The organism is Croceivirga sp. JEA036 (genome assembly GCF_011882165.1).
Classification (GTDB): domain Bacteria; phylum Bacteroidota; class Bacteroidia; order Flavobacteriales; family Flavobacteriaceae; genus Croceivirga.
The window spans coordinates 222,567-248,041 of sequence record NZ_JAATON010000002.1 but is presented as its reverse complement, the minus strand read 5'-3'; the positions used below and the strand labels follow the sequence as shown (position 1 = coordinate 248,041).

Genomic DNA, 25,475 nt, shown 5'->3' with positions numbered 1-25,475 from the left:
ATAAATATATGACCTTGGACACAGTAACAAAAGAATTTTCGGCAACGGATTCGCAAGTATTGGGCGCAACAGGAGATGTGGCGAATGCATTGGAAAACGAAGCTATCTATATTATAAGGGAAGTGGCAGCACAGTTTGAGAAACCAGTGCTGTTATTCTCCGGAGGTAAAGACTCTATAACGCTAGTACGCTTGGCGCAAAAGGCGTTTTGGCCAGCAAAAATTCCGTTCCCATTAATGCACATAGATACGGGGCATAACTTTCCCGAAACGATTGAATTTAGAGATAGGTTGGTAGAAGAATTGGGCTTGGAATTAATTGTGCGTAACGTACAAGATTCCATAGACCAAGGAAAAGTAAAGGAAGAAACGGGTAAATATGCTAGTAGAAACATGCTGCAGACCACTACTTTATTAGATGCTATTGAAGAGTTTAAGTTTGATGCGTGTATTGGTGGTGCTCGTAGAGACGAAGAAAAAGCACGAGCTAAAGAGCGTATTTTTTCTGTGCGAGATGATTTTGGGCAATGGGATGAAAAGAACCAACGTCCAGAATTGTTCGATATGTTGAATGGCCAAATAGAATTGGGTCAAAACGTACGTGTTTTTCCTATAAGTAACTGGACAGAGCTAGACGTGTGGAGCTATATAGAAAGAGAGCAAATAGAAATACCCTCCATCTATTTTGCGCACCAACGCAAAATTTTCTTGAGAGATGGGCTCATCTGGTCCGCAGAAGATGATGTTGTGTTTAGAGCAGAAGATGAGATGGTAGAAGAACGTACCGTACGCTTTAGAACGGTAGGAGATATGTCTTGTACCGCTGCGGTAGAATCTAACGCGGATACTATAGCAAAAGTAGTGGCAGAAATTCGAGAATCCTCTATTTCTGAGCGTGGTGCCCGTATAGATGATAAGCGTTCTGAGGCAGCCATGGAGAAACGTAAACAACAAGGATATTTTTAATCTAGTTGATGGCCGTTGGTTGTTCGTTGCTACATTTTTACGAATACCACCAACAACTATGAACTAACAACGAGAAACGAAATTGAAAGTTTTAAAATTAGCAACAGCAGGGAGTGTAGACGATGGCAAAAGTACCTTGATAGGACGTTTGCTATACGATACAAAATCTTTGACTACAGATAAATTAGAAGCCATAGAAAAAACCAGTAAGCAACGTGGTTATGACTATTTAGATTTTTCTTTGGCAACAGACGGTCTGGTGGCAGAGCGTGAGCAAGGTATCACTATAGATGTTGCTCACATATATTTTTCTACACCAACCAAGAGTTACATTATAGCAGATACTCCAGGGCACGTAGAATATACTCGGAACATGGTTACCGGTGCTTCTACTTCGCAGGCGGCAATTATTTTAATTGATGCACGTAAAGGGGTTATTGAGCAAACCTACAGACACTTTTTCATCAATAACATGCTTCGTATTAAGGATGTCATCGTAGCTATCAATAAAATGGACTTGGTAGATTATTCAGAGGATACCTTTAATGCAATCAAAGCGGATTTTGAGGAATTAATGGCGAAGCGCGATTACCAAGACCAGAACATCACTTTTATTCCGGTAAGTGCATTAAAAGGAGATAACGTGGTTAACAAATCTGATGCAATGCCTTGGTACCAAGGGCAAACATTGCTACAGCATTTAGAAGAATTAGATTTAAAAGATATCTACAATACGGGTACGCCTCGTTTTCCAGTGCAATATGTAATTCGTCCTAAAACAGACGATTATCATGATTTTCGCGGTTTTGCCGGTAAAGTGTACGGTGGTGAATTAAGTGTAGGGGATGAGGTGGTCGCTTTGCCATCGCAAACGCGTTCTAAAATCAAGGAAATTTATTTTCACGATAAAAAGTTCCAAACGGCTTCTAGAAGGTCTTCGGTAACCATTACGTTAGAAGATGAGATTAATGTGAGTAGAGGAGATATGTTGGTTAAGGCAGATGATTTGCCTCAGATAGAAAAGCAATTTACCGCAACGGTATCTTGGATGGATTCTGACCAACTTACTCCAGGTAAAAAATATGTGGTACAGCACGGGGTTAATAAGGTGTTGGCTAAAGTAGATGCCATTCATCATAAAATTAAACCAGACTATACGGGCATAGATGAGGAAGCAACTAGTTTGGGCATGAATGATATTGCAAAAGTGAGCTTTAAATTGAACAAGCCTATCTTTTACGATGCATTTAAAGATCATAGAACCAACGGTTCTTTTATATTGATAGATGCACAGTCTAACGCCACAGCTGGTGTTGGCTTTATAGAATAAAAGAAAGTTCTGGGGCGTAAGGTTCCAGAATTTTTTAGACCAATAACCTATAAAATCTATAGGAAATATAAATTATTTAAAATACCACTTCCTCAAGTGAGTTTTCCGCTCTTTAGAGAGAGGTTTAAAGAGGATAGTAAAAGTTTAATTTAAAATTACCGTAAAGTGCTCCTTCCCTTGAGGGAGGTCGGGGTGTAGCAATGCAAAGTTTTAGAACCGAAATAGAAAATCCAGTAGTAGAAAAGGATATCATTGAATTGGAGAAAAAGATTCGCCAATTTAAGGAAGGTAAGGTAGACGAGGAGCGCTTCCGTAGTCTTAGATTGGCCCGTGGGGTATATGGTCAAAGACAGCCTGGCGTGCAGATGATTCGTATAAAACTCCCTTACGGCAAGGTTACTACTAACCAATTGCTACGTATCTGTGATGTTTCGGACGAGTTTTCTACAGGCCGTTTACATATTACCACAAGACAAGACATTCAAATTCATTATGTGGATTTGGAGCGTACTCCAGAATTGTGGGCACAGTTAGAAAAAGATGATGTTACCCTTAGGGAGGCTTGTGGTAATACCGTGCGTAATGTAACCGCTAGTGAAACTGCTGGCATAGATTTAGAAGAACCTTTTGATGTTTCGCCATATGCACATGCTGTTTTTCAGTATTTTCTAAGAAACCCTATTGGGCAAGAAATGGGGCGTAAGTTCAAAGTTTCTTTTTCCGCTTCGGATGCAGATACGGGCTTGTCTTACATGCACGATTTAGGTTTCATAGCCAAAATAGAGAATGGTGTTAAAGGTTTCAAAGTGATGTTGGCCGGCGGTTTGGGTTCCCAACCAAGGCATGCAGATGAATTGTATAGCTTTTTGCCATCAGACCAAATAATTCCTTTAATGGAACAGGTTATTCGCGTTTTCGATAGATACGGGGAGCGTAAGAGTAGGGCCAAGGCAAGAATGAAGTTTTTGCTGAAAGACATCGGTTTAGATGCTTTTAAAGAATTACTAGAGCAAGAAAAAACAGCGGTACCACACCAAACCTACCCTATTGATGCTGAGTCATACCCAAAGGTAAACATCGCGCAGCCAAAAATTCCGACGGTAGAAATTAAAGAAACTTTAGCCTACGAGTTGTGGAAAAGCACTAACGTAATTCCACAAAAGCAAGACGGCTATGTTGCTATTGGTATAAAAGTTTTATTGGGCGATTTCTATACGGACAAAGCAAGACAATTAGCGCATCTCGTAAAAGAATATGCAGCGGGTGAGTTACGCTTATCGCTACGTCAAAACATCTTAATTCCTTATGTTAAGGAGGAGCTGGTTCCTTACTTCTATCAAGAGTTAGAAAAACTTGGTTTTGTGGAAGCAGGGTATAACAAAGCTTTGGACATTACGGCTTGCCCAGGTACGGATACGTGTAATTTGGGTATTGCCAGTAGTACCGGGATTGCAGCAGAACTAGAACGTGTAATTAAAGCAGAATACCCATCGTACATCAATAATCCAGATGTGGTAATTAAAATTAGTGGATGTATGAATGCCTGTGGGCAACACAATATGGCACACATTGGCTTTCAGGGGATGAGTGTGCGTACCAAGGATAAATTAGTGGCACCGGCATTACAGGTATTGCTAGGTGGTGGCAACCACGGTAATGGTAACGGAACGTTTGCAGATAAAGTGGTCAAAGTACCGTCTAAAAGAGGGCCGCAGGCATTACGCTTAATCTTAGATGATTATGAAGCTAACGGACAAGGTAAATCTTTTGATGCCTATTATGCGGAAAAAGGTCAGCTGTACTTCTACGACTTTCTTAAAGAGTTAACAGATGTAGATAACCTTACCGCAGAAGATTTTATAGACTGGGGAAATACAGAAAAATATAAAAAAGAGATTGGTGTAGGGGAATGTGCAGGGGTTATCGTGGATTTGGTAGCTACGCTATTCTTTGAAAGCCAAGAAAAAATTGATAATGCTACAGAAGCACTAGAGCAAGGTAAGTGGGCGGCTAGTATTTATTATAGCTATCAGTCTATGGTAAATTCCGCAAAGGCCTTATTGACATCAGAAAAGACCAAGGTGAATACCCACAACAGTATCATTAAAGATTTTGATGCATTGTTTGTTGCAACTAATAGAATAGATTTTGAAGGTGGTTTCAGTGATTTGGTGTTACAATTAAATCAAAACGAACCTACTGAAACATTTGCTAAAAGTTATTTAGAAGATGCCAAGAAAGTATTGGCCAAACTAGAAGCATTTAGAAATCTAGAATTACAAGAAGCCTAAAAAATGAACCATAGTAACAATCATACAGCAAACACTACTCCATTTTCAGGGCCATTTGGGACCGCTGGTAGGCTTACTGTGGTAGGGGCCGGACCAGGAGACGCAGACCTCTTTACACTTAAAGGTATAAAAGCCTTAAAAAGTGCGGACGTAGTTCTGTTTGATGCCCTAGTGAACCCTGATTTATTGGAGTACGCCCCGCAAGCAGAACAAATTTTTGTAGGGAAACGCAAAGGTTGTTACAGCTATCAGCAAGAACAAATAAATGAGCTAATCGTACAACGTGGCCAAGAAGGAAAGCACGTAGTACGTCTTAAAGGTGGCGACCCATTTGTATTTGGTCGTGGAGCCGAAGAGATGGAATATGCGGCTGCCTTTGGTTTAGAGGTGGCTATGGTGCCCGGTATTTCTTCCTCGGTATCCGTTCCTGCCTATCAAAATATTCCAGTAACTAAAAGAGGCGCGGCAGAAAGTTTTTGGGTAATTACGGGTACAACCAAGGAGCATAAATTGTCCAAAGATGTAGCACTAGCGGCAAAATCATCTGCAACAGTGGTAATTTTAATGGGCATGAGCAAATTGGGCGAAATCATGGCTTTATTTCAACAAGAAGGTAAATCAGAAACTCCAGTTGCCATTATACAAAATGGGACCAGAAAAGATGAAAAAATAGGTATTGGCACTGTTGCTTCCATAGAGTCCAAGGCAAAGGAGCAGCAGCTGTCCAATCCTGCAATCATTATTATAGGTGATGTGGTGGCGCACAGAGAGCGTATCTTAGCAGTACAACAAGAACAAAACGTACAAGCCTAATGGAACGCAATAACCTTTATCCCATTTTTCTAAAAACTTCGCAGTTAGAAGTGCTTATTATTGGTGGTGGATTTGTAGCCGAAGAAAAGTTGCATTTTTTAACCAAGTCTAGTCCAGATGCAAAAGTAACCATGGTGTCTCCAATGTTTAGAGAAGCCACTACTGAATTGGCCAATGCATTTAATGTAACCATGATAACCGATGTTTATCATCCTAAATATTTGGAAGGTAAACACATGGTAGTAGCGACTACAGATGTACCTGAAGTGAATATACAGGTGTATAATGATTGCAGGGCGCAGAGTAAAATGGTGAATGTAGCGGACAACCCACCATTGTGCGATTTCTACATGGGCGGTATTGTTACCAAAGGGAATGTAAAAGTTGCTATTTCTACTAACGGTAAGTCACCTACCACCGCAAAACGCTTACGTCAGTTTTTTGAGGAGGTAATTCCAGAAGACATAGACCAAATGGTAAAGAACCTAAATGAGTATAGAAAAACCATTAAGGGTGATTTTGAAGAGAAAGTAGACCAGATGAATCAGATTACAGAGAAGCTGGTCAATAAAAAATAAAAAGGCCGTACGTAATGGCGGTAAAAGAAAAAGAATTAGAAAAAGAAAATTAAAATAGATTGAAATTCCCGCGCTAGCGGAAACACAAAAGTAGATAACATGATAAAGACGGATATACTTATTATTGGTGCAGGACCAACAGGATTGTTCACTGTTTTTGAAGCAGGATTGTTAAAACTCAAATGCCATATTATAGATGCATTGCCACAACCGGGTGGGCAATGTTCGGAGATTTATCCTAAAAAACCTATTTATGATATTCCTGCTTATCCAGAAATTTTAGCAGGTGATTTGGTAGATCGCTTAATGGAGCAAATAAAACCTTTTGAGCCAGGATTTACCTTAGGGGAACGTGCAGAGACTTTAGACAAGCAAGAAGACGGTTCTTTTATTGTTACTACTAACTTAGGAACACAACACCATGCGCCAGTGGTGGTAATTGCTGGTGGTTTGGGTTCTTTTGAGCCAAGAAAGCCGCAAATTCCTAATTTGGATATCTATGAAACCAAAGGTGTGGAATACATGATAAAAGACCCAGAAGTGTATCGCGATAAAAAAGTGGTAATTGCTGGTGGCGGAGATTCTGCCCTAGATTGGTCTATTTTCTTGGCAGATGTAGCCTCAGAGGTACATTTGGTACACCGTAGAAACGAATTCCGTGGCGCTTTAGACTCCGTTGAGAAAGCGAGAGAATTAGCGCAGGTTGGTAAAATTAAGTTGCACACCAAGGCAGAGGTAAAAGAATTGCATGGTGCAGATACTTTAGAAGCGGTGGTTATAAAATCCACAGAAGAAGTTGTGGAGCCCAAGTATGTAGAAACCGATTATTTTATTCCGTTGTTTGGTCTGTCTCCTAAATTAGGGCCTATAGGTAGCTGGGGCTTAGAGATAGAAAAGAACGCTATTAAAGTGAACAATGCCAAAGATTACCAGACCAATATACCGGGCGTGTTTGCTATTGGTGATGTAAATACGTACGAAGGTAAACTAAAACTAATCTTATCGGGCTTTCATGAAGCAGCGGTAATGTGTCAATATGCCTATCAAATTATAAATCCGGATAAACGATTTGTAATGAAGTATACCACGGTTGGCGGGGTAGAAGGATTTGATGGATCCAAGAAAGAAGCCAAAAAAGAGGTGGTGCAAAGTATCGTCTAAAATCTTAGATGAGTTTGAGTTAGCGAGCCTCCTTACCAAGGGAGGCTTTTTTGTGATAAAAGAAACGGTTTTTTTGTATTTAATCCGTAAGGGCCTTTTCTTTGCACGCAGTTCATTAAAAATAATGTAGGTTATCAAGAAAGGTGGAGGGACTAGACCCGCTGAAACCTTAGCAACCCTTGCTTTAACTAGTATAAGCAATGAAGGTGCTACATTCTACTTCATATTTAGATAGATTCAACTCTGTTGAAAATCGTTAAAGCATTAATGAAGAAGGATAACAAAAACAACAGTCTTTTGTGTACCCTTGTAACTTTGCTAACCTACTAAAATAATACGTCGCCAATATTGGTGACATTTGTAGTTATGAAGATTGAAGAAGTTTTAAAGGAGCGCATATTAGTTTTGGATGGTGCCATGGGTACCATGTTACAACGCTATAAGTTTACCGAAGAGGATTTTAGGGGAGAACGTTTTAAAGACTGGCCAAGTCCTTTACAAGGCAATAACGATTTATTATCCATAACCCAACCCGAAGCCATTGCTACGGTGCATGCAAAGTATTTTGCAGCTGGTGCGGATATAGTAGAAACCAATACTTTTTCCGGCACTACCATTGCTATGGAAGATTACGGTATGCAAGATTTGGTGTACGAACTTAATTACGAGTCGGCCAAAATAGCCAAGCGTGTTGCGGAAGAATTTACTGCCAAAGAGCCACAAAAGCCAAGGTTTGTGGCTGGTAGTATTGGTCCAACCAACAAAACGGCCAGTATGAGCCCAGATGTTAACGACCCTGGATTTAGAGCTATTTCTTTTGATGAGTTGCGCGTGGCATACAAACAACAAGTAGAGGCATTGTTAGATGGTGGTGCCGATTTACTTTTGGTAGAAACCATATTTGATACCCTAAATGCAAAAGCCGCGCTTTTTGCCATAGAAGAGGTAAAAGAAGAGCGCAACATAGAAGTACCCATCATGGTCAGCGGTACTATTACAGATGCTTCTGGTAGAACCTTATCTGGACAAACTGCAGAAGCATTTTTGATTTCAATTTCGCATTTACCCATACTAAGCGTAGGTTTTAATTGTGCTTTGGGTGCTAAGCAATTAACGCCCCATTTAGAGGTAATTTCAGCAAAGTCCGAGTTTTTTACCTCTGCACACCCTAATGCTGGTTTACCTAATGCTTTTGGTGAGTATGATGAAACGCCAGAAGAAATGGCCGCACAAATAAAAGAATATTTAGATAAAAACTTAGTGAATATTGTGGGTGGATGCTGTGGAACAACACCGGAGCATATAAAGGCTATTGCTGATTTGGTGAAAGATTATAAACCTAGACCAATTGCTTTTGCTAGCATTTAATCCAAGAACAAGTTCGAAAAGGAACAACGAAGAATGAGTAAGAATCGACGTGTACTACGATTATCAGGCCTAGAACCCTTGGTCATAACCCCAGAAAGTAACTTTATAAATGTAGGGGAGCGTACCAATGTGGCTGGTTCTAAGCGTTTTTTGCGTTTAATAAAAGAAGAAAAGTTCGAAGAAGCTTTGGATGTTGCCAGACATCAAGTAGAAGGAGGCGCTCAAATTATAGATATTAACATGGATGACGGTCTTATTGATGGTAAGGCTGCCATGGTAAAGTACCTGAATTTAATAATCGCCGAGCCAGATATTGCCCGTGTGCCTATAATGATAGATAGTTCTAAATGGGAAATTATCGAGGCCGGTTTGCAAGTGGTGCAAGGTAAATGTGTCGTCAATTCCATTAGCTTAAAAGAAGGGGAGGCAGAGTTTATACACCACGCCAAATTGATTAAGAGATACGGTGCGGCCGTGATTGTCATGGCATTTGATGAGGTTGGGCAGGCAGATACGTATGAAAGACGAATAGAAATAGCAGAACGTTCGTACCGAATTTTGGTAGATAAAGTAAAATTTGCTCCAGAAGACATCATTTTCGATTTAAATATTTTTCCTGTAGCCACGGGAATGGAAGAACACCGAAAAAACGCAATCGATTTTATCGAGGCTACCCGTTGGGTGCGCCAAAACTTGCCGTATTGTAGTGTAAGCGGTGGGGTAAGTAACGTTTCCTTCTCGTTTAGGGGTAATAATCCCGTTAGGGAAGCTATGCATTCTGTGTTTTTGTACCATGCTATCAAGGCAGGGATGAATATAGGTATTGTAAACCCAACTATGTTAGAGGTTTATGATGATATCCCTAAAGACCTTTTAGAACACGTTGAGGATGTGATTTTAGATAGAAGGGATGATGCTACAGAGCGGTTATTGGAGTTTGCAGAAACCTTTCAAGGAAAAACCAAAGAAAGCACGGTAGATTTATCGTGGCGAGAAGAGCCATTGCAAGACCGTATTACCAGAGCCTTGGTAAAAGGTATTGACCAATATATAATTGAAGATGTAGAAGAGGCCAGACAACAGGCAGCAAAACCATTGCACGTTATTGAAGGCAATTTAATGACCGGTATGAATGTGGTGGGCGACTTTTTCGGAAGCGGTAAAATGTTCTTGCCGCAGGTAGTAAAATCTGCTCGCGTAATGAAAAAAGCGGTTGCCTATTTAGAGCCTTATATAGAAGAATCAAAAAAAGCCCCCCAACCCCCAAAGGGGGAGTCGCACTGGAAAACTGCAAATCCTGTTTTGTATGGTGCTTTAAAAGAATACGCTAAGAAAATGCGTAATAAACCAACCGAAGCAGAAGCCTTGCTGTGGAATGCGTTGAGTAATAAAAATTTGGATGGTTTTAAATTTAGACGACAACATATTATTGGTGAATTTATAGCAGATTTTATCTGCTTAAAACAAAATTTAATAGTTGAGGTAGATGGATTGCATCATCAGTTGTCAGAAAACAAAAAAACTGATGCAGAAAGGACGAGTTGGCTAGAGGAGCAAGGCTATAAAGTAATACGCTTTACCAACAATGAAGTGTTATCGGGAATTGATAATGTATTAGATAAAATTTTAACCAAGTTAAAAGCTCCCCCACAGGGGGCGGGGGGGGCTCCGGCTGGTAAGATTTTAATGGCTACGGTAAAAGGCGATGTGCACGATATTGGTAAAAATATCGTATCAGTGGTATTGGCTTGTAACAATTATGAGATTGTAGATTTAGGAGTGATGGTGCCACCAGAGGTAATTATAAACCGTGCTATAGAAGAACAGGTAGATGTTATTGGTCTTAGCGGATTAATTACGCCTTCTTTGGATGAGATGGTTTTCTTGGCTAAAGAAATGGAGCGCCAAAACTTTAATGTACCCTTATTGATAGGTGGAGCAACTACCAGTAAAGCACACACCGCGGTTAAAATAGACCCGGTGTATAAACATGCCGTTGTGCATGTAAATGATGCATCTAGAGCGGTAACCGTTGTGGGCGATTTACTTCAAAAAGAATCTTCAGATAGTTATAAAAAGTCGGTAAAGCTAGATTACGAGAGCTTTAGGAAAAAGTTTTTGAATCGTTCCAAGCATAAAGAATATCTGACTTTGGAACAGGCTAGAGCTAATAAATTAAAAATCGATTTTAAGCCGGAAGACATTGTAAAACCAATGGTTTTAGGAACTACGGTTTTAGAAGATTTTGATTTGCGAGAGCTGATAGACTTTATAGACTGGACACCGTTTTTTAGAAGTTGGGATTTACATGGTAAATATCCTGACATTTTAGAAGATAAAGTGGTTGGTGCACAAGCAAAAGAATTGTTTTCAGATGCGCAGAAAATGCTCGTAGAAATAGTAGAACAAGAATTGCTAAAGGGAAAAGCCACTTTTGGATTGTTTCCTGCCAATCAGATAAACGATGATGACATTGAATTGGGCCTGCCAGGTAATGAAACCACTGTTTTTAGAACGCTAAGGCAGCAAACCAAAAAACGAGAGGGAGTGCCAAATATCGCGTTAGCAGATTTTATTGCACCAAAAGAAAGTGGGTTGCAAGATTATATTGGCTGTTTCTGTGTTTCGGCAGGTTTTGGTACCAAAGAATTAGCAGAAAGGTATGAGGCTGCACATGATGACTATTCTAGTATAATGGTCAAGGCGTTAGCAGACCGTTTGGCAGAGGCATTTGCAGAATATTTACACAAAGAGGTGCGTACCAATTATTGGGGTTACGCCAAAGCCGAGAATTTAGACAATACGGAACTAATCAAAGAAAGTTATCGTGGTATACGCCCTGCACCGGGTTACCCTGCCTGTCCAGATCATTTAGAGAAGCTAACCATATGGGAATTGATGCAGGTAAAAGAAACTATTGGTGTGGAATTAACAGATAGTTTGGCCATGTGGCCTGCAGCCAGTGTAAGTGGCTATTATTTTGCGCATCCAGAGGCAAAATACTTTGGGTTAGGAAAGATAAAAGAAGATCAAGTGCACGATTTTGCCAATCGAAAAGGTATAGAAAAGGAAATTGCAGAAAGATGGTTGGCCCCTAATATTGCAGAAGCTCCTTAACCCGCCAAGGGTAATATTGATTAAAGCGATAAAAGTTTGAAAACTAACAACTAAATATGGTCCCGATAAAGCCCTATTTCGTTCTGAAAGGGCAAGGGGAGAGGCTTATGAAGGTAACCGAACACATAGCAAACGCCAAAGGAGAAACGTTATTCAGTTTTGAAATTGTACCTCCGGTAAAAGGGAAAAACATACAAGATTTGTATGATAATATAGACCCGTTAATGGAGTTTAAACCTCCATTTATAGACGTTACTACCTCTAGGGAAGAGTACGTTTACATAGAAAAAAATGGCCTCTTGGAGAAAAAGGTTACACGTATGCGTCCGGGTACCGTTGGTATTTGTGCGTCTTTACAATACAAATACAATGTAGATACCGTGCCCCATGTATTATGTGGCGGTTTTACAAAAGAGGAGACGGAATATATGTTGGTAGATTGCCAATATTTGGGGATAGACAATGTTATGGCACTACGTGGGGATGCCATGAAGGGAGAGCAATATTTTAGTCCTTGTGAAGGTGGGCATAGCTATGCTAAAGGTTTGGTAGAACAAATTGCAGCTCTAAACCAAGGTAAGTATTTAATTGACGAATTAAAGATGGAACATACACCAAATTTCTGTATTGGTGTGGCGGGTTATCCAGAAAAACATTTGGAGGCGCCAAGTCTTCAAAATGATTTAAAACGATTAAAAGAAAAGGTAGATGCAGGAGCAGACTATGTGGTAACCCAAATGTTTTTTGATAATAAAAAGTATTTTGAATTTGTAGATGCCGCAAGGGCTATGGGTATTACCATTCCCATAATACCAGGTATAAAGCCATTGGCCGTTCAAAAGCATTTACGTTTGTTGCCACAAGTGTTCTGGGTAAATTTACCAGAAGATTTAATAGATGCGGTAGAGGCTTGCCCAGATAACAAAGCGGTAAGGCAAGTGGGTATAGAATGGGCCATACAGCAATGTAAAGAATTAAAAGATGCTGGCGTTCCTGTCTTGCATTATTACTCTATGGGTAAATCTAGCAATATTAAAGCTATTGCGGCCGCCTTGTTTTAATTAACATAACCCTTGTGCATATCTTTGGTAGATTGCCCTAGTATTAAATACCTTTGGGGGCTTATGAAAAAAGCTTGGATACTTTTTTTCTTGGTTTTGCCGTTATGCGCTAGGGCACAGCAAAAACAAGATGCTCCACATTTTGTACTAGAGGCCAATCAGTTTTATGGTTCTGTACTATTACATAATACAGATATTTCGCACTTAATTACCAACCATCCGGGCGGTGTTATTTTAGGATTCAATAGAAAACGCTTTGGCAAACAAAAGTGGGAAGCAGATTTTGGTTATCCAGATACAGGTTTCACCTTTGTGTATCAAGATATGAACAGTGCTACTCTAGGAGAGCATTTTGGGCTCTATGCGCATTACAATTTCTATTTCCTTAAACGAAATTTACAGTTTAGAGTAGCACAGGGCATTAGCTACAATACCAATCCGTACGATAAAGCCAATAACTTTAGGAACAATGCCTACGGTTCTCATTTATTGAGTTCTACAATGGTAATGCTTAATTACAACAAAGAGCGACTTATTGACCGTTTTGGTGTTAAGGCGGGTTTGTCTTTGATCCATTATTCCAATGCTAATTTTAAGGCACCCAACACCTCTACCAATACTTTTGCGTTCAATTTGGGTGTTACGTACGATTTAAATGCAGAAGATAGACCAGATTTTATTACGTATGATAAGGAACCAAAATATACGGAACCAATTAAGTGGAATTTGGTTTTGCGTGGCGGCGTTAATGAGAGCGATGTGGTAAATAGTGGCCAGTATGGTTTTATAATTGCATCGGCATATGCAGACAAACGTCTGGGAAGAAAAAGCGCTATTCAATTTGGGGCAGATGCTTTCTTTTCTAATTTTTTAAAGGAACTTATTGCGTTTCAAGCAACTTCTTTTCCAGAAATGGATGTTCAGGTAGATGATGATTACAAACGTGTAGGATTATTTCTGGGGCATGAGCTGTTTGTAAACAAATTAAGTGTGGTTACCCAATTAGGCTATTATGTGTATTATCCTTTTGATTTTGAAGGTAAAGTCTACAATAGAGTAGGTTTAAAACGTTACTTTGGCAATAAGGTTTTTGGTGCAGTTACCTTAAAATCTCATGGTGCGGCCGCAGAGGCGTTGGAATTTGGTATTGGAGTACGATTATAATTTAGGATGATGCAGAGAAGAAAATTAATAGTGGTTTTTTATAGTGCTATGGCACTTATCTTTCTAGGTTGTAATTCAGAAGATGCTTCGGATTGTTTTCAAAATGCTGGCGATTTGCAACAGATTGAAGTTGCTTTGCCCAACTTTACCAAGATAACTGTATTTGAGCAACTTAACTTAGTACTTAAACAAGGGCCAGAACAGAAAGTTGTCATAGAATCAGGGGAATATCTTTTAAATGAAATTTCTGCGGAAGTTGAAGAGGGGCGTTTAATTGTACAGAATGAAAATGGCTGTAACCTGCTTCGGGATTATGGATTGTCTACGGTATATGTTACAGCGCCCAATATAGAGGAAATACGAAGCAGCACCGGGCTTACCATTTCTAGTGATGGGGTATTAAGTTATCCTACGCTACGCTTGGTCTCGGAAAGTTTTATTAATCCAGATACGGAAACCACAGATGGTTCTTTTGAACTCGATTTAAATACCACAACCGTGTCTATAGTGGTAAACGGAATTGCTTACTTCAATCTAAAAGGCAATTCTACCAACCTTGATATCACTGTTGCCGCTGGAGATACGCGTATTGAAGCGCAAGAACTTATAACTACCAATGTAAATCTAAACCATAGGGGTTCCAATGACATTTTGGTAAATCCGCAAGAACGCCTAATTGGGGTTATTAGAGGCTATGGAGATGTACTAAGTTTTAATAGGCCAGAAACGGTTAGGGTAACAGAAGATTTTAGGGGAAAACTTATTTTTAAAGACTAGTATGGCTTGGTGGAATATCCTTTTTGGCATTTTTAGCCGTAAAAAACCAGTATCACTGGCTAACTTAGAAGGAAAATCCTATGTAAATTCTGCCTTAGGCAATTTGGTTTTAGAAAATAAAGTGCCAGGTATTTCTGTTACCATACTCAAAGGAGGAAAAGTTTATTTACAGAAAGGCTATACCAATAACAACCTGCAGCAAAAAGCCATTGAGCCCGAGCATTCGATGTTTAGAATTGCTAGTATTTCTAAATGTATAACGGGATTGGCATTTGGCAAAATGGTAGAGCAAGGTTTGGTTTCTTGGGACGATTCTTTTTACAAGCATGTGCCTGATTACCCTAAAAAAAAATATGACTTTACGCTTAGGCAATTGGCAAGTCACACCGCGGGAATACGTAGTTACAAGGGTAAGGAATATGCTTGGAACAAGCCATGGGAGATAGCAGAGAGTATTGCTTTTTTTAAAGACGACCCTTTAGTTTTTGAACCCGGAAAAGGGTATTTGTACAATAGTTTAGATTTTGTTTTACTCGCTATAGCCCTACAAAATGCTGCAAAAATGCCTTTTGAAGATTATGTAAGTAAAGAAATTCTAACTCCGTTAGAAATGCATCAAACTAAATCTCCAAGAAAGGTGGTAGATACTGTGCCGTTTTTTACACGATGCGGATTGAGTTTCAGAGCGGCAAGTGAGGTGAATAATTATTATAAACTGGCAGGTGGTGGTTATTTGTCTACGAGTGCGGATATTGCCAAATTGGGACAAGAACTACTGCAGCAAACCATATTGAAACCAGAAACGTATAAAGAATTGCTCACCGCCCAAGTGGTAAATGGAAAAAGCACGTATTACGGATTAGGTTTTCAGGTAAGTCAAGATGTTTTGGGTAGAAATTATGTTGGCCATATTGGTAACAGTGTTGGCGCTTATTCCAATTTATTCGTTTACCCAGAACAGCAACTGGTCGCGGTTTTACTTACCAATTGTACAGACCCCAAGGTGCAACCGTTTTGGGATGATATTTTGACCAAAATAGCCTAATTTATTTATCGGCTTCCGCCGCAAAAGCTTCGCAAAGGTCTAGCGTCTCTTGTACGTCTGCTAGGGTGGTACGTGGATTAATTAAACACATGCGCAACACAATTTGATTGTTTAAAATGGTGGTTACCAATAATGCCTTTTGCGAGCTAACTACCTTCTCAGATATATATTGGTTAAGCTTGTCTAACTTTTTAGCAGAATAATTCTTGCCGATGGGGTTGTACCTAAAATTGATAATAGCTAAGGTTGCCGGGTGTACTATTTCCCACAGACTACTTTTTCGCATCTGTTCTTCTAGCTGTTCTGCCAAGTCCATATTGTACGCAATAGCATCACGAAAGGATTGCAAACCGTAGGTTTTGATAGACATATAGAATTTTAAAGCGCGGAAACGTCTGGTAAGCTGTATGCCTAAATCATAAAAATTAATTTCAGAGGTATTTCCCTCTACATCTCGCAGGTATTCTGGTTTTTCTGTGAAGGTGTGGCTTAAATGTTTGTGATTTCTAACCAATAAACATCCCATTTCATAAGGTTGGTACAACCATTTATGTGGGTCAATGGTAACAGAATCTGCTTTTTCTATGCCTTTTAGCGCCGTTTTACCTTTAGGTGCTAAAATAGCCGCACCGCCATAGGCACCATCAATATGAAACCATATATCTTCTTTCTTGCAAATGGTAGCCAATTCTGTTAATGGGTCTACTGTTCCTGTATTAGTGGTGCCGGCGGTGCCAATTAGGCAAAATGGTTGTAAGCCTGCTAAACGGTCTTTGGCAATGGCATTTTTTAGTTTGTTAATTGGGAAGTTAAATTCACTATCCGTAGGTATAATCCGTACTTGTTCTTCGCTAAAACCAATTACGCGAATGGCCTTTATATTAGAACTGTGGGCCTGGTCTGATAAATAAATTACGGCTTTAGAAAAGTCCTTTCCACATTTTATATTACGGGCGGTGGTTAAAGCGGTTAAATTGGCCATAGAACCACCAGAGGTAAAAATTCCACCGCCTTTCCTTTTAGGGAAGCCGAAAATCTTTAACAGCCATTGTATGGTAATAATCTCTAGCTCTGCGGCTGCAGGGGATGCAGACCATCCGCCAGAGAAAACATTAAAACCGGTTGCCAATGCATCTGCCATAACGCTCACATAGTTACTTGGCCCAGGTACAAAAGAATAGGCTTTAGGGTGTGAAAGCAAGGTGCTATTGGCCATAACATTCTTTAAAACAAAGTCTAAAACTTTTTGTGCGTCCATTCCTTTTTCTGGGGCTTCTTCCAAAAAGATAGAATCCATTTCTGCACGTGTGCCTACTGCCACCGGTAGTTTTTTATCTTGGGTCAAATGATGGTCCACAATGGCGTCAACAATTTCATATCCTAAAGATTTCATCTCTTCTTTAGACAGTTCCAAACGTGGATTAGACGTGCTCATGCAATAGACTTTATTTTTTGCAAAGATACCCATCGCCCTAGCCAAATAAAACTTTACTGCAGTATTCTTTTAAAAGAACATAGAAAGATGAGGTTAGCTGATATATATCATATTTTACCTAAGCAAACCCAGATACTTTTACAGCATAATTAAAATAATCAGGTATGACAACGTATAACGAATTTTTAGGAGAGTATAGAAAAAACGAAAGAGGATATGCTAGCGTCTTTATTATAGCACAAAGCTGTTTGGGTTCTGTTGCTGCAATGGCAGTTTTAATGCAAGGCATTGGTATTTACCAGATGGTACAATTGTTTTTAGTAGTGATGGGGTGTATGTCTTTTAATGCGGCAGTCTTGGCACAACTACCTTCTAAGATTACATTTAATATATTTATTTTGAGCCTTTTGGTAAGTGGCCTAGTTTTAGGGGCTAATTTAATGTAAGGTGAAAACAGACATAAATTCTAGGGAAGATGTTGCTCTTCTAGTACATCGCTTTTACGATAGGGTGCGTAAAGATAAAGAGATAGGTCATTTTTTTAATGAGACCATAAAAGATTGGCCTGCTCATTTAAATAAGCTTACAGACTTTTGGGAGAGCAACCTCTTTTACCAACAAAAATATTTGGGAAACCCGCTGTTGGTGCACGCAGAAGTAGATGCAAAGTTTAAGGGAGCCATAGACAATTATCATTTTGGAATTTGGCTACGCCATTGGATTGCTACCTTAGATAGTCATTTTGAAGGCACAGTTACAGAAAAAGCCAAACAACGCGCAAGAAATATGAGTGTGCGTATGTTTTTTGAGATTTATGAACACCGTAAACTTAGGCAGATGTAAGCTCGGTAAATAGGCTTTCTAAATTTTTGTTTTTTCTACTTAATTGTAAAGTTTTAAGCTGATTGTCATGCGCAAAATCAAAAACGGCAGGGCGCATGTCTTTTTGGGTGTCAAAAGTAATTTCGTAGACAAAACCACCTGTATTTTTAACATGCACGGCATTAGGAAGCTTTTGTAATAGCACATCTTCCACACGGTAATCAAACTCTACTTCAATAATTTGTTGTTCCGTTTGTCTTAAATCTTCTAGTGATTTATCTGCCACTAATTTTCCTCTGTTTATAATAATTACTCGGTCGCAAACGGCTTCTACCTCTTTCATAATATGGGTAGAAAGCATCACGGTTTTATTTTTACCAATTTCTTGTATTAGTTTTCTTATTTCAATAAGCTGATTAGGGTCTAGGCCAGTGGTGGGTTCATCTAGAATTAATACCTCAGGGTCGTGCAACAAAGCAGCGGCAAGACCAACGCGTTGGCGATACCCTTTAGAAAGTTGGCCAATTTTTTTGTGGGCCTCTGGTGTTAATCCCGTTTGTGTTATAACTTCTGCAATACGCTCTTTTTTTACCTTATGTATCTGAGCATTAAACATAAGGTATTCTTTAACGTACATGTCTAGGTATAAAGGATTATGCTCCGGTAAAAAGCCAATACTGGCTTGTACGTCTTTGGCGTGTGTAGTAACATCAAAACCATTTACAGTGGCGCTACCTGTATCTGCAGCGTGAAAAGTGGTTAATACACGCATCATAGTAGACTTGCCAGCACCATTTGGACCTAGAAAGCCAACAATTTCTCCTTTATCAATAGAAAAGGAGATTTGGTCTAGGGCTATTTGTTCACCGTAAGTTTTTACAATATCTTTTACAACTATGGACATATACAGGTATTTACTGTCAAAAGTACGTTTTACTTATTTTTTTAAGAAGTGAATTTTAGGATAATTGAAAAAGGGTGGTTTTGTAAGATATACTTTGGGGAAAGTGTCTATTGCTATGCGATTTTAATAATAAATCGGCTTTTTTATGTAATAAAAATCAGCAATAATGTAGTTTTTGTTAAAAATTCTAAAAATTAAAAAATTAACTTTGTCATTCATAAAGAAAGGGTAATCTTAGCCAAACATTTACAAGAAGATGAGCAAATTATATTTCTGGAACCGTTTTTATTTTTACTTCTTTTTCCAAAGAGGTACGGGACTGTTCTAGCTATATGTAACTAAATAAAACAATAAGGTCCCGATGTTAAATTCGGGACTTTTTTTTTGCAATGGATTTAAAAATAGCCATACAGGGAATAAAAGGGAGTAACCACCACAAGGTAGCTAAAGACTATTTTGGTGATGCCATAAACTTGGTAGAGTGCATGTCTTTTGATAAGTTGGTGGCCAGCGTTCTAGATGGTACTGCAGACAAAGCGGTAATGGCCATAGAAAACTCTATTGCGGGGAGCATAATTCCCAATTACAATTTAGTTTACCATAATAATTTGCATATTATAGGGGAGCAATATCTAAACATTAACCATAATTTAATGGTGTTAAAAGGGCAAGATATTTCTAAAATTACGGAAGTACGCTCGCACCCTATGGCTTTGTTACAGTGCATGGATTTTTTAAAGCAGTATGACCATATTAAATTGGTAGAAGATGTGGATACGGCAGAAACAGCAAAACAAATCCAAGAAAATCAATTAGCGCATGTAGCCGCAATTGCCCCAGATGTAGCTGCCGAGTTGTATAATTTAGAAATTATAGCGCCGGCCATACAAACCATAAAAAATAACGCTACGCGTTTTATTATCCTGAAAAAGGAGAACAAAGAATGGCCTAAGGAAGCAATTAACAAAGCGTCTCTTAGGTTTATTACAGACCATAAAAGAGGTAGTTTGGCAACCGTACTTAATGTGATGAGCGATTGCCATTTAAACCTAACTAAAATACAATCCCTACCCGTAATTGAAACCCCTTGGAAGTACGCTTTTTTTGTAGATGTAACATTTGATGCGTATCAAAATTTTGCTAAAGCGAAAAGTTTACTAAAAATAATGGCAGAAGATTTTAGGGTGTTGGGAGAATATAAAAATGCATTGATAAAATGACAACGGCAGACAGATTAAACTCGGTACAAGAGTACTACTTCTCTAGAAAATTAAGAGAGGTGCGTGGTCTTATGGCAGATGGGAAGCCCATAATCAATATGGGCATAGGTAGTCCAGATTTGGCACCTTCGCCTAAGGTGTTACAAACACTTAGTGCAGCTATTTTAGATGCAGGGGCACACCAGTATCAGAGTTATCAGGGCTTACCAGAATTACGATTGGCAATTGCCAAATTTTATCAAGATAAATTTAAAGTATCGGTAAATGCCAATACAGAGGTATTGCCTTTAATGGGGTCTAAAGAAGGGATTATGCACATTAGCATGGCATTTTTAAATGTGGGAGATGAAGTGCTTTTGCCCAACCCAGGATACCCCACCTATGGATCGGTTACCAAATTGGTAGAAGCAGTACCAAAAACGTACGATTTAACTGCGGAGAATGGATGGTTTCCAGATTTGGAAGTGCTGGAGAAAGAAGATTTAAGCAAGGTTAAATTAATGTGGGTGAGTTATCCGCATATGCCAACAGGAGCAACCGCAACCACCGAGCAAATGCAAGAACTATTGGCATTTGCCAAGCGCAACTCTATTTTATTGGTGAATGACAATCCGTATAGTTTTGTTTTGGCCAATAACCCAACCAGTATGTTATCCTTGCCAGGAGCAAAAGAAGTGGCCTTGGAGTTAAATTCATTGAGCAAAACTTTTAATATGGCAGGTTGGCGTGTAGGAATGCTATTGGGGAATGCTGATTACATTAATGCAGTACTTAAGGTAAAGAGCAATATGGATTCCGGAATGTTCTATGGTATTCAAAAAGGAGCTGTAGCTGCTTTAGAAAGCGGTAAGGAATGGTTTGAAGCTTTAGACGAGATCTACCAAAAAAGAAGAGCTTTAATCTATCAATTAGCAGATAAATTGGGGTGTACCTATGATACCAATGCTGTTGGTATGTTTGTTTGGTGCAAACTACCGGCAGGTGTCAAAGACGCAGAAAGTTTTGTTGATGAGGTGTTGTACGATAGGAATATTTTTATTGCGCCAGGTACCATTTTTGGAACAAACGGTGAGGGATATATTCGTTTTTCGCTTTGCGTAAAAGAAGAGAAAATACAAGAAGCCATAGAAAGATTCTAAACATGAAAGTAGTTGTAGTTGGCATTGGTTTAATTGGAGGCTCTTTCGCAAAAGACATTCGGGAAACGCATCCAGAAGTACGCATAGAGGGTATAGAAGCAAATACTTCGCATATAGAAGAAGCTATCAATTTGGGTTTAATAGATGCGGCTACCACCTATAAGGGTTTAGCAGATGCAGATGTGGTAATTGTAGCTATTCCAGTAACAGTTTTGGCTAAAGAGTTACCCATCATCCTAGACTATGTTGGGGAAGAAACAGTGGTGATTGATGCTGGTTCTACCAAAGCACAAATTTGTAAGGTTGTAGCGGAACATCCAAAACGTAGAAATTATTTGGCTTGCCATCCTATAGCAGGTACCGAGTATTCTGGGCCATCTGCAGCAATTAGTGGATTGTACAATGGCAAAACCAACATAATCTGTGAGGTAGAGCAAACCGCATTTAAATTACAAGAAAAAGCCTTGGCCTTATTTGAAAAATTAGGCATGAGAATCCGGTACATGAATCCCGATAATCATGATAAACATATAGCTTACGTATCGCATCTGTCACACATTAGTTCCTTTATGTTAGGAAAGACGGTTATTGAGAAAGAAAAAAATGAGCGTGATATTTTTGACATGGCTGGTAGTGGATTTGAGAGTACGGTGCGGTTAGCCAAAAGTTCCCCTGCAATGTGGGCACCAATTTTTGAGCAAAACAAAGCAAATGTGTTAGAAACATTAACGGAGTACATTAATAACTTAGAATCTTTTAAAAAAATGATGGAGAATGATGATTTTGATGGACTATATGAAGAAATGAACAATACCAATAGAATAAAACAAATATTAAACGGAATACCACTTACTAAAAAATAGAGATTAGGATTATGGAAAATTCAAAAAAGATGAGGAAATGGTTGGATGATATGGCGTTGCCACATCCCTTAGTAGTTGCAGGACCATGTAGCGCAGAAACCGAAGAGCAGGTGCTTAAAATTGCACACCAGCTTAAAGATACGGATGTAAATTATTACCGTGCCGGTATATGGAAACCAAGAACAAGACCAGGAAATTTTGAAGGAGTAGGCGCCATAGGACTAAAGTGGTTGCAAAAAGTAAAAGAAGAGACAGGTTTAAAAACGGCCACTGAGGTTGCTAATAAAGCACATGTAGATTTGGCTTTGGAGCACGATGTAGATATGCTGTGGATTGGTGCACGTTCTACGGTGAGTCCTTTTATAATGCAAGAATTGGCAGATGCCTTAAAAGGAACAGATAAAATAGTCTTGGTAAAGAATCCTGTGAACCCAGATTTGGCCTTATGGTTAGGTGGTATAGAGCGTTTGCATACGGCAGGGATTAAAAAATTAGGAGCCATCCATAGAGGGTTCTCTACCTATGAGAAGACCAAGTATAGAAATATACCAGAATGGCAAATGGCTATTGAATTCCAGAATAGATTTCCAGATTTACCTTTAATCAATGATCCATCGCATATTACAGGTAAGAGAGATATGATTTTTGATGTTTCTCAGACGGCTTTAGATTTAAATTTTGATGGTTTGATGATTGAAACACACCATGATCCAGATAATGCATGGAGTGATGCCGCTCAACAAGTTACTCCAGAAAAATTGGTTCAGATTATGAGAGATTTAAAGATCAGAAAAGAGAGTGATTCAGAGGCGGAATATAATGCGCAATTGAGTAACCTTAGAGCACAGATTGATGTTATAGACAACCAGTTGATTGAGACTTTAGGTAAAAGAATGAAGGTTTCTGATAGTATCGGTGAGCTTAAAAAACAGAAGAATGTTGCTGTACTTCAATCGAACAGATGGAATCAAATTTTAGGTGCAATGATTTTAGAAGGGGAAAGCAAAGGCTTAAGTGAAGAGTTTGTGCTTCGTATGTTCAAAGCTATCCACCAAGAATCTATCAATCACCAAGAAAAGATAGTAAACGGTTAAGAGTAACATAACTTTATAAATACAAAACATCCGTAATATGCGGATGTTTTTTTATGTTTGACCTTTAAAAATGTAAGAAAAAAGTTACATTACTATAAAATTCTAAATAATAACCAGTTAGAGGTATAATCAACCATTTTAATCTATCAAAAATATGAAGAAACTAGTATCGCTTACCTTCTTGTTAATAGCATCAATTGCCATGAGGGCTCAGTCTTATATTGGCTATTTAACAGACAATTACAGTGGGGTAAACAGTGTAATTTCTAACCCTGCAAACATAGCAGATTCACGGTTTAAAACAGATATCAATTTAATAGGCGCTAGCGGTTTTTTGGCTAATGATTATGTGGGAGTAGGGTTTTCAGATTTGGTTTCCAGCGATTTTGATTATGATACAGATGCGTTATTGACGCTTTCTGATAACAATAACTTTTCTGGTAATGCAGATGTATTAGGTCCGTCATTTATGTTCAATGTTGGTAAAAAATCTTCTATAGCCATATTTACCAGAGCAAGAAGTTTTGCGACGGGTAATGAATTTAATGGGGAAAGTATAGACGACCTGGATGATAGTATTGATGAAAGTCAAGATTTTTTGGTAAACGAAGGTGATTTTTTTGCCGCTGGTCATGGTTGGGCAGAAGTTGGCATTACATATGCCCAAGAGTTGATGAATAAAGAAGAACATTTTTTAAAAGGTGGTCTATCAATAAAATATTTAAAAGGATTTGGAAACGCATATGTAACTGGTAGAAATGTTACCATTGATTATGATGCGGATGGCGCTACATTACCAGATAATTCTACTATCGGAACTTTAGAATCTACAGGAGATTTGATTTATGGGCGTGCTGACCAATATGATGTTGAAGATTACGATTATGAGGTGCCAGATGCCAATGGATTAGGGTTTGACCTTGGTTTTGTTTATGAGTGGAGACCAGATTATCAAGATTACGTGGTAACAGATGCTGACGGAGAAAAAACCGTCATGAAAGATAAAAACAAGTACAAGCTAAAATTTGGTTTGTCACTTACAGATGTTGGTGCTGTAAACTATAAGGGTAGCTTGGTAGATTCTTACAATATAAATAATACCATTACCCAAGATGATTATGATAATATTGAGGATTCTGATGATTTACAAAACTTATACACGTTTACACAAACTACAGAAGATTTAAAAGCAGGTTTGCCAACAGCTTTACATTTCAATGCAGATTGGAATATTAAAAATCATTTTTATCTAAACTTCAATACTGATATTTCCATGCGTTCTGCAGGGGAAAATAATTTGCGAACTGCAAACGTATTTTCATTGACTCCACGTTTTGAGAGCAAGTGGTTTAGTTTTTATTTGCCAGTAAGCAATTATCAATACAGTGGTTTACAGGTTGGTGCAGGCTTGCGTGCCGGTCCCCTTTATCTTGGGTCGGGTTCTTTGATTTCTACCTTTACAAAGAATGAAATACAAGGAGCAGATGTGTATGCTGGATTAAAAATTCCAGTGTATTATGGTCAACCCAAAGATTCAGATGGTGATGGTATTCCAAATAAAGAAGATGGTTGTCCAAAAAAGGCAGGTCCAGTAGAAAATAACGGTTGTCCATGGGGAGATACCGATGGTGATTCTGTCTTGGATAATGAAGATCAATGTCCAGAAGAGGCAGGTCCTGTCGAAAACAACGGTTGCCCATGGGTAGATACCGATGGTGATACGTTGTTAGATAATGAAGATCAATGTATAGATGTAGCCGGGCCAGCAGAAAATAATGGGTGTCCTTGGCCAGATAGTGATGGAGATTCTGTTCTTGATAAAGATGATAATTGTCCTGATGAAATGGGTACGGTAGCCAATAACGGTTGTCCAGAACCGGTGGTTACGGCCGAGGTTCAAAAGTCTTTGAACGAGTATGCAAAAACTATCTTGTTTAATACAGGTAAATCAACATTAAAAGATGAGTCAACACCTGTATTGGTAGATATCATAGGTATTTTAAATGAATACCCTAATGCAAATTTCACCATTGAGGGGCACACGGATAGCATAGGTTCAGAGGCTACCAATCAAAAATTATCTGAGAAGAGAGCGCAAGCTGTGTTACAATTTTTAATAGATGGTGGTATTTCTCCAGCAAGGTTAACTGCTATTGGCTATGGGGAGAGTAAGCCAATTGCCACCAATATGTATAAGGATGGTAGAAAGAAAAATAGACGTGTGGAGATTAACTTGGCCCAATAGTCAAAGTATTTAAAATAAAAAGCCCGGTAAATCCCGGGCTTTTTTTATATACAACTGTAACAATGACAAAAGTTTAGCATCTT

21 protein-coding genes and 1 riboswitch are annotated in these 25,475 nt (G+C 38.8%); of the genes, 19 read left to right on the top strand and 2 right to left on the bottom strand.

What is annotated here, in order from left to right:
- Positions 1 to 8: 8 nt before the first annotated feature.
- The 12 genes from cysD (at position 9) to HCO57_RS05905 (ending at position 15,670) form a co-directional block, all read left to right on the top strand.
- Entirely contained in the window at positions 9 to 965 is a 957-nt protein-coding gene (gene cysD, locus HCO57_RS05960) for a sulfate adenylyltransferase subunit CysD (RefSeq protein ID WP_245167546.1), read from the top strand.
- 82 nt (positions 966 to 1,047) lie between these two features.
- Positions 1,048 to 2,295, top strand: a complete 1,248-nt coding sequence (locus tag HCO57_RS05955) for a sulfate adenylyltransferase subunit 1 (protein WP_167988276.1) — start codon at positions 1,048 to 1,050, stop codon at positions 2,293 to 2,295.
- Between the two features lie 200 nt (positions 2,296 to 2,495).
- Positions 2,496 to 4,586 (top strand): HEPN domain-containing protein, encoded by a 2,091-nt coding sequence (locus HCO57_RS05950; RefSeq protein WP_167988275.1) that lies wholly within the window; start codon positions 2,496 to 2,498, stop codon positions 4,584 to 4,586.
- Between the two features lie 3 nt (positions 4,587 to 4,589).
- Entirely contained in the window at positions 4,590 to 5,399 is an 810-nt protein-coding gene (gene cobA, locus HCO57_RS05945) for a uroporphyrinogen-III C-methyltransferase (RefSeq protein WP_167988274.1), read from the top strand.
- The gene (locus tag HCO57_RS05940) at positions 5,399 to 5,977 is read left to right on the top strand and encodes a bifunctional precorrin-2 dehydrogenase/sirohydrochlorin ferrochelatase (RefSeq protein WP_167988273.1); all 579 of its coding nucleotides are present in this window, start codon (positions 5,399 to 5,401) and stop codon (positions 5,975 to 5,977) included. Before cobA ends, HCO57_RS05940 begins: the two co-directional genes overlap by 1 nt.
- A 99-nt stretch (positions 5,978 to 6,076) precedes the next feature.
- Positions 6,077 to 7,138 (top strand): NAD(P)/FAD-dependent oxidoreductase, encoded by a 1,062-nt coding sequence (locus HCO57_RS05935; protein ID WP_167988272.1) that lies wholly within the window; start codon positions 6,077 to 6,079, stop codon positions 7,136 to 7,138.
- A gap of 128 nt (positions 7,139 to 7,266) precedes the next feature.
- Positions 7,267 to 7,376: riboswitch (SAM riboswitch) on the top strand.
- 128 nt (positions 7,377 to 7,504) lie between these two features.
- A complete protein-coding gene (locus HCO57_RS05930) occupies positions 7,505 to 8,506 on the top strand; it encodes a homocysteine S-methyltransferase family protein (protein WP_167988271.1) in 1,002 nt (333 codons plus the stop codon).
- A 33-nt stretch (positions 8,507 to 8,539) separates the two neighbouring features.
- Positions 8,540 to 11,623 (top strand): vitamin B12 dependent-methionine synthase activation domain-containing protein, encoded by a 3,084-nt coding sequence (locus HCO57_RS05925; RefSeq protein WP_167988270.1) that lies wholly within the window; start codon positions 8,540 to 8,542, stop codon positions 11,621 to 11,623.
- Between the two features lie 107 nt (positions 11,624 to 11,730).
- Positions 11,731 to 12,684, top strand: a complete 954-nt coding sequence (gene metF, locus HCO57_RS05920) for a methylenetetrahydrofolate reductase [NAD(P)H] (protein ID WP_167988269.1) — start codon at positions 11,731 to 11,733, stop codon at positions 12,682 to 12,684.
- Between the two features lie 63 nt (positions 12,685 to 12,747).
- Complete coding sequence (locus HCO57_RS05915; RefSeq protein WP_167988268.1) at positions 12,748 to 13,848, top strand: acyloxyacyl hydrolase; 1,101 nt, start codon at positions 12,748 to 12,750, stop codon at positions 13,846 to 13,848.
- Between the two features lie 9 nt (positions 13,849 to 13,857).
- Entirely contained in the window at positions 13,858 to 14,625 is a 768-nt protein-coding gene (locus tag HCO57_RS05910; protein ID WP_167988667.1) for a head GIN domain-containing protein, read from the top strand.
- A gap of 1 nt (position 14,626) precedes the next feature.
- Positions 14,627 to 15,670, top strand: coding sequence for a serine hydrolase domain-containing protein (locus tag HCO57_RS05905; protein WP_167988267.1), 1,044 nt, complete (start codon positions 14,627 to 14,629; stop codon positions 15,668 to 15,670).
- Position 15,671: 1 nt separating this feature from the next.
- Here HCO57_RS05905 and HCO57_RS05900 read toward each other — a convergent pair whose 3' ends face one another.
- Positions 15,672 to 17,105 (bottom strand): pyridoxal phosphate-dependent decarboxylase family protein, encoded by a 1,434-nt coding sequence (locus tag HCO57_RS05900; protein ID WP_167988266.1) that lies wholly within the window; start codon positions 17,103 to 17,105, stop codon positions 15,672 to 15,674.
- Between the two features lie 164 nt (positions 17,106 to 17,269).
- Between HCO57_RS05900 and HCO57_RS05895 the strand changes: the two genes are divergently transcribed.
- Together HCO57_RS05895 and HCO57_RS05890 are read left to right on the top strand one after the other, a co-directional pair.
- Entirely contained in the window at positions 17,270 to 17,551 is a 282-nt protein-coding gene (locus tag HCO57_RS05895) for a hypothetical protein (protein WP_167988265.1), read from the top strand.
- Between the two features lies 1 nt (position 17,552).
- A complete protein-coding gene (locus HCO57_RS05890) occupies positions 17,553 to 17,948 on the top strand; it encodes a group III truncated hemoglobin (protein WP_167988264.1) in 396 nt (131 codons plus the stop codon).
- Here HCO57_RS05890 and gldA read toward each other — a convergent pair.
- The gene (gene gldA / locus HCO57_RS05885; protein WP_167988263.1) at positions 17,935 to 18,831 is read right to left on the bottom strand and encodes a gliding motility-associated ABC transporter ATP-binding subunit GldA; all 897 of its coding nucleotides are present in this window, start codon (positions 18,829 to 18,831) and stop codon (positions 17,935 to 17,937) included. The two genes, HCO57_RS05890 and gldA, sit on opposite strands and share 14 nt — an antisense overlap.
- Before the next feature lie 389 nt (positions 18,832 to 19,220).
- Here gldA and HCO57_RS05880 point away from each other — a divergent pair, with 389 nt between their 5' ends.
- The 5 genes from HCO57_RS05880 (at position 19,221) to HCO57_RS05860 (ending at position 25,392) form a co-directional block, all read left to right on the top strand.
- The gene (locus HCO57_RS05880; RefSeq protein ID WP_167988262.1) at positions 19,221 to 20,051 is read left to right on the top strand and encodes a prephenate dehydratase; all 831 of its coding nucleotides are present in this window, start codon (positions 19,221 to 19,223) and stop codon (positions 20,049 to 20,051) included.
- Entirely contained in the window at positions 20,048 to 21,190 is a 1,143-nt protein-coding gene (locus HCO57_RS05875) for a pyridoxal phosphate-dependent aminotransferase (RefSeq protein ID WP_167988261.1), read from the top strand. The genes HCO57_RS05880 and HCO57_RS05875 overlap by 4 nt, the downstream gene beginning before the upstream one ends.
- Before the next feature lie 2 nt (positions 21,191 to 21,192).
- Positions 21,193 to 22,053 (top strand): prephenate dehydrogenase, encoded by an 861-nt coding sequence (locus tag HCO57_RS05870; RefSeq protein WP_167988260.1) that lies wholly within the window; start codon positions 21,193 to 21,195, stop codon positions 22,051 to 22,053.
- An 11-nt stretch (positions 22,054 to 22,064) separates the two neighbouring features.
- Positions 22,065 to 23,147, top strand: a complete 1,083-nt coding sequence (locus HCO57_RS05865) for a bifunctional 3-deoxy-7-phosphoheptulonate synthase/chorismate mutase type II (RefSeq protein WP_167988259.1) — start codon at positions 22,065 to 22,067, stop codon at positions 23,145 to 23,147.
- A 154-nt stretch (positions 23,148 to 23,301) separates the two neighbouring features.
- Positions 23,302 to 25,392: a DUF5723 family protein gene (locus tag HCO57_RS05860; RefSeq protein ID WP_167988258.1), complete on the top strand. Its 2,091-nt coding sequence runs from the start codon at positions 23,302 to 23,304 to the stop codon at positions 25,390 to 25,392.
- Positions 25,393 to 25,475 lie beyond the last annotated feature (83 nt).